The organism is Micromonospora sp. GCM10011541, from assembly GCF_042650725.1.
GTDB lineage: Bacteria > Actinomycetota > Actinomycetes > Mycobacteriales > Micromonosporaceae > Micromonospora > Micromonospora sicca.
In genome coordinates, this window is the sequence record NZ_JBHSBP010000073.1 from 1 (window position 1) to 5,327 (window position 5,327).

The following is a 5,327-nucleotide window of genomic DNA, read 5'->3' on the forward strand; positions in this document are numbered from 1 at the left end:
CCGCTCTCCACCTCACCCATTTCGAATACCGATACCTACCGGATTCTTGTTGAGATCACGTCACTACATCGACTACGCGACGCCGGGACTGATCCTGCTGGCCGTCTGTTACGGGCTGGGGGCCACCGCGACGTCGGTGAACTCCGACATGACGAAGGGCATTATCAACCGGTTCAAGGTGATGGACGTCTCCCGTGGTGCGGTGCTGACCGGTCACGTCATCGCAAGTGTGTTGACCAACGTGGTCGCCATCGCGGCGCTCATCGGGGTGGCCTTCCTGCTGGGATTCAGCCCGTCGGCGAGTCTCCTCGACTGGCTCGGCGTGGCCGGCATGATCGTGCTGCTCGGATTCGCGGCCGGCTGGCTCACGGTCGCCTTGGGACTGGCGGCAAAGTCTCCAGAGACGGCGGGTCTGGCCGCCGTGCCGCTGGTCATGCTGCCGTTCTTCAGCAGCGCGATCGTCCCGGCGGAGAAGATGGGGCCGGGCCTCAGGCAGTTCGCGGAGTACCAGCCCTTCACGCCGATCATCGAAACCATGCGCGGGTTGCTCAACGGCGCACCGGACACCAGCGACGCGATCATCGCCGTCGCCTGGTGCGTCGGGATTGCTCTCGTCGGATACCTGTGGGCGCGTTCCACGTTCAAGAAGCGAGCGTGACCTCGACCAGCTGACTCCAGCTCGTCTCCGTGCCCTCCTGAGCCGCCTCGGCGAACCCCGTGTCGCCGAGGCGGCTTCGTGCTGCCCGCTCGATCCGGGCCATGTCCGGGAGCGAACGATCCGGCAGTCCGCGCACGGCGTTGCTCGCCGCTAGCAGCCGCGCGGCCTGCTCGGGCTGGTCGCGGCGCAGTGCCAGGTCCGCTACCCCGACGAGGACCTGCGCGATCATGGGCGCGTGCCCCGCCTCGGCCGCCGCGCGGTAGGCCGCGGCATGGTATTCACCGGCCTTGTCTAGATCGTCGGCGAGGTAGCCCAGCAGGTCGTGCGTCACCGCGCGGAGCTTCTCCGCTCTGTCCCCCAGCATGGTCGTTGCGACATCGAGTTGCCGGTGAGCCTCCTCGGCGTCGCCGCGCCAACGAGCGAGTTCCGCCTTCGACAGGGCCAGCTCCGCCAGCGCCTCCGGCCAGGTGACCCTCTCGGCATACCGTTCCGCCTCGGCTACTGCGGCCTCGCTGGCATCCTCATCACCGAGCAGCCAGTACAGCTGAGCCTGTCGCGACCGCATCCGGATGACGTCCTCGATGGCACCGACCTCGGTCACAACCTCGACCGCCTGTTCGTAGTACTCGCACGCACCGGCGAACTCGCCCCGCGTGGCGATGCGGTCCGCCAGCTCGGTCAGGGCGAACGAGATCCCGAACCGTTCGCCGAGTGTCCGAAACTCGGTGAGCGCCATCTCAAGGTACGCGTCCGCGTCCCGCCCGGCGTGGCCCAGCATGACCCGCGACTTGCCGAGGTGCAGCCGGGCAAGCGCGCATACCCAGGGGTCCTCGTTGTCCAGCAATGATTCCCACGCGGGCAGGAACGCGTCCGGTGCCTGCAACATGCGTTCCAGCGGGACGACCAAGGCCAGCACGGGGTTGCGGGACTGGCTGCGCTGGGCGAACCGGTACGCCTTGTGGATCCACTCCGCCACCTGGTCTTCGTCGGCGGCCCGCCCGGAGCTGGCGAACGTCACGGCGAGCCCGTAGACGGTGGCCCGGGTCTCGTCGCCCACCTCGCCGGGGATGTTGGTGGCCGCGGTGATCAGCTCCATGCCTTCGGCCCTGTGCCCGCTGAGCCACCAGTACCAGCCGGTACCCGCCGCGAGCCGCATCGCCGCCTGCGCCTCGCCGGCCGCGAGCGCACCACGCATCGCGGAACTGATGTTGTCGTGCTCGGCGTCGAGCGTGGCGAGCCAGGTCAACTGCTCAGCGCGGCGAAGGTGCGGGTCCGCGGTCTCGGTGAGTTCGGTGAAGTAGGCCAGATGCGCGTGGCGCGCCAGGTCCGACTCCCCCACCTCGGCGAGACGCTGCGCGGCGTACTCCTTGATCGTGCCAAGCATCCGGTAGCGCGGTGCGCTGTCACCCGCGGCGACCAGCAGCGATTTCTCAGTCAGCGCCGTGAGCAACTCGAGCACCTCTTCCGACTCGACCGCGTCGCCGGCGCAGACCCGCTCGGCCGCTTCCAGGCTCGCCCCGCCCGAGAACACCGAGAGCCTGCGCAGGACCACCCGTTCGGCGTCGGTCAGCAGCTCCCAGCTCCAATCGACCATCGCACGCAGCGTTCGGTGCCGTGGCAAGGCGGTACGGCTGCCGCCGGTCAGCAGCCGGAACCGGTCGTCGAGCCGGTTCGCGAGCTGATCGATCGACATGGTGCGCAACCTGGCCGCGGCCAGTTCGATCGCCAGCGGCATCCCGTCCAGCGCCCGGCAGACGCGCGCCATGGTCGCCAACGTGTGGGCGTCGACCACGAGATCCTTGCGCACCGCGCGCGCCCGGTCTAGAAGCAACCGGACGGCCGGCGCGGACTCGATCTCGCCGGGGGTGGCGTTCCCGTCCGGCAGGGCCAGCGGCGCGACAGACCACAGCGCCTCACCGGTGATGCCGAGTGGTTCCCTGCTGGTCGCCAGGATCCGCAGCCGCCGGCACTCCCCGAGCATGCGATGGGCGAGCTCGGCCGCCGACTCGATCACGTGCTCGCAGTTGTCCAGGATCAGCAGCATCTCCCGCTCGCGGATCGCGGCGATGAGCCGGTCCCTCGGCTCCAGGTTCGACGCCTCACCGAGCAGTGCGTCGCGGAGGCCGAGCGCGGCGAGCGTGGCCTGCGCCACGTCGCCGTCGGCGCCGATGGCCGCGAACTCCACCATCCAGGCCCCGTCGGGCAGGTCGCCGAGCAGATTGCGCCCGGTTTCCGTGGCCAGCCTCGTCTTCCCCGACCCGCCCGGCCCGATCAGGGTGGTGAGCCGGTGCTCGGCGACGAGTTCGGCGACCGCGGCCACATCGGCGTCCTTGCCGATGTAGCTGGTCAGCTCGGCCCGCAGGTTGGTGTTCCGGTTCTCCTCCCGCCGTCCCGACTCGCCGCGCAGCAGCGCGACATGCAATGCGGACAGCTCCGGTGAGGGGTCGACGCCCAGCGCGTCGGCCAAGGCCTCTCTCGTACGCTGGTACACCAGCAGGGCCTCGGTGTCGCGACCGGCCGCCACGAGGGCCCGCATGAGCGCGCCGACAAGCCGTTCTCGCACCGGGTGCGCGGCCACGAGGTCGGTCAGCTCCGTGACCAGCTCCGCACCATGGCCAAGGCTGATCTCCGCGTCGAACCGCTCCTCCATGGCCGTAAGGTGCAGCCTCTCGAGCCGGGTGACCGCAGCGTCGAAAGCCGCACTGTCGGGCAGACCGACGTCCTGCATGGCCGCACCGCGCCACAACGCGAGGGCCTCCCGCAGCCGCCGCACCCGCTGCGGGCCCTCGTCGTCGCGCGCCCGGCCCACGAGGCGTTCGAAGCGCACCGCGTCGACGGCGTCGGGTTCCACCGTCAACCGGTAGCCGTCCGTCTGCCCCTCGATCAGCCCTTCCGGCAGCGCCTTTCGCAGCCGGGAAACCAAGCGGTGCAGGGCATTCGTCGCGTCGGCGGGCGGATGTTCACCCCAGATCCAGTCGAGTAGCGTCGCCTTCGGGACCACACGACCCGGTTCGAGCGCAAGGGCGATCAACAGCCCACGCAGCCGCGCGCCCGGCACGTCGGCGACGCTGCTGTCGTCCGTGCGAACCTCGAACGGTCCGAGCATCCCGATCTGCACCCAACAGATCTTGCCATGCACGAAGATCAGGCCTCCAATCGCCGACGCGGCGTCAAGACCCGGTCACGGCTTGGCCCGGGCCGCGGCCACGCAGCCGGTGCGGACCGAACCCGGGATGGGCCAGGCTCAAGGATTTTAAGATCAACATCTCGTGACATCGAGAGTCGTGCGGCGTCCTGGCCTGGCGCGACCAATTGGATCACCGTGTCAGTGGTCGTGTCAGGGCGGTGGCGGGGCGGTGTCAGGCCTGGCGCCGATGGTGGACGCATGACAGAAGACAGCGCTTCCTCAACTCAGCTCACGCCTCCGCCCGGAGGGTCCCAGGAGATCGACGGCCGCCGCATTTTCGTGCATCGGTCGGGCAGCGGCGGACCGGCCGTGGTGCTGTTGCCGGACGCCAGCGCGGTCGCCTACCCCGGGCACCAGTAAGACCGACATTCCCCATCCGTCCGTTAAGCGAGATCCGTACCAGATTTAGGGAGTGCATAACCATGTCCATCACCCTTTCCGACCAGGACAAGACCACGCTGCGGATTGCCGCGTACGGCGCTGTCACGCTGTTGTCCGCCGCTGGTGCCGCCGGCGGCTCACCCCACAAGATCGCCACCAATGGCAGCATCGCGCTGGGCTCGGCCACCGGCCTGGTCGGGCACGTGCTCGCCGAGTATCCCAAGGGCAAGGAATTGAACGGCAAGTCCGTGGCCGAGATCGCCGACCGCGTGCTGCCGGCCTTGACGGCGGTCATGAGCCTGCTCAAGGAGCAGGCTCCGGAAGAGGCCGACAACTTCCGGAGTACCGTCATCACCGCAATCGGATCCGCCACCCACCACGGCCAGCCCAGCCCCATCATGGCCGACATGATCCACAAGATCACCAAGGCCCTCGACGCCGCCTGACGGGATGTCAACCTACGCCGCTGTGCCACGGGTCCTTTCCGGATCCGGTGGCACGCCCGTCGTGGCGGTCAGGGGGCGCGTTCCACGTTCAAGAAGCGAGCGTCACCTCGATTAGCTGACTCCAGCTCGTCTGGGTGCCTTCCAGTGCCGCCTCGGCGAACCCCGTGTCGCCGAGGCGGCTTCGTGCTGCCCGCTCGATCCGGGCCACATCCGGGTGGGAACGATCCGGCAATCCGCGCACGCCGGCGCTCGCCCCGAGCAGCCGTGCTTCCCGGTCGGGCTGGTCGCGGCGCAGCGCCAGGTCCGCGACCCCGACGAGCACCTGGGCGATCAGGGGCTCGCCCCGTCTCGGTCGCCGTCCGGAAGGCCGCGATGCGGTGTTCGCGAGCCTCGTCGAGATCCTCGGCAAGGTAGCCGAGCAGGTCATGTGCCACCGCGCGGACGTATGCCCGTACAACTGGGCCTGCCGCGACCGCATCGACACGACATCCTCGTTGGCACCGACCTCGGTGACGACCGCTATCGCCTGTTCGTAGTACTCGCAGGCACCGGCGAACTCGCCGCGCATCGCGATTCGATTCGCCAGGTCGGTCTAGATCGTTGACCGGAATTTCGCTCCTGGTCAGCAGGGGCTAGTGATCGTAGGCGATCAATG

The 5,327-nt window shown here is 68.9% G+C and carries 4 protein-coding genes; 2 read left to right on the plus strand and 2 right to left on the minus strand.

The features are described 5' to 3' along the window. A partial coding sequence (locus tag ACFOYX_RS28265) for an ABC transporter permease (RefSeq protein WP_377534544.1) occupies positions 1-658 on the plus strand: 658 nt, incomplete at its 5' end. Here the strand turns inward: ACFOYX_RS28265 and ACFOYX_RS28270 are convergent. Next, positions 642-3,776, minus strand: coding sequence for a BTAD domain-containing putative transcriptional regulator (locus tag ACFOYX_RS28270; RefSeq protein ID WP_322440827.1), 3,135 nt, complete (start codon positions 3,774-3,776; stop codon positions 642-644). The genes ACFOYX_RS28265 and ACFOYX_RS28270 overlap by 17 nt on opposite strands. Positions 3,777-4,267: 491 nt before the next feature. On the opposite strand from ACFOYX_RS28270, the gene ACFOYX_RS28275 reads away from it, so the two are divergent. Beyond that, a complete protein-coding gene (locus tag ACFOYX_RS28275; RefSeq protein WP_322440826.1) occupies positions 4,268-4,672 on the plus strand; it encodes a hypothetical protein in 405 nt (134 codons plus the stop codon). Between the two features lie 88 nt (positions 4,673-4,760). On the opposite strand, the gene ACFOYX_RS28280 is transcribed toward ACFOYX_RS28275, so the two are convergent. Then, the gene (locus tag ACFOYX_RS28280) at positions 4,761-5,240 is read right to left on the minus strand and encodes a hypothetical protein (RefSeq protein ID WP_322440825.1); all 480 of its coding nucleotides are present in this window, start codon (positions 5,238-5,240) and stop codon (positions 4,761-4,763) included. Between the last annotated feature and the right edge of the window lie 87 nt (positions 5,241-5,327).

Bases quoted from the DNA above. Each gene is read 5' to 3' on its own strand.
- ACFOYX_RS28280 (WP_322440825.1), bottom strand. From the start codon at position 5,240: ATGCGCGGCGAGTTCGCCGGTGCCTGCGAGTACTACGAACAGGCGATA.
- ACFOYX_RS28275 (WP_322440826.1), top strand. From the start codon at position 4,268: ATGTCCATCACCCTTTCCGACCAGGACAAGACCACGCTGCGGATTGCC.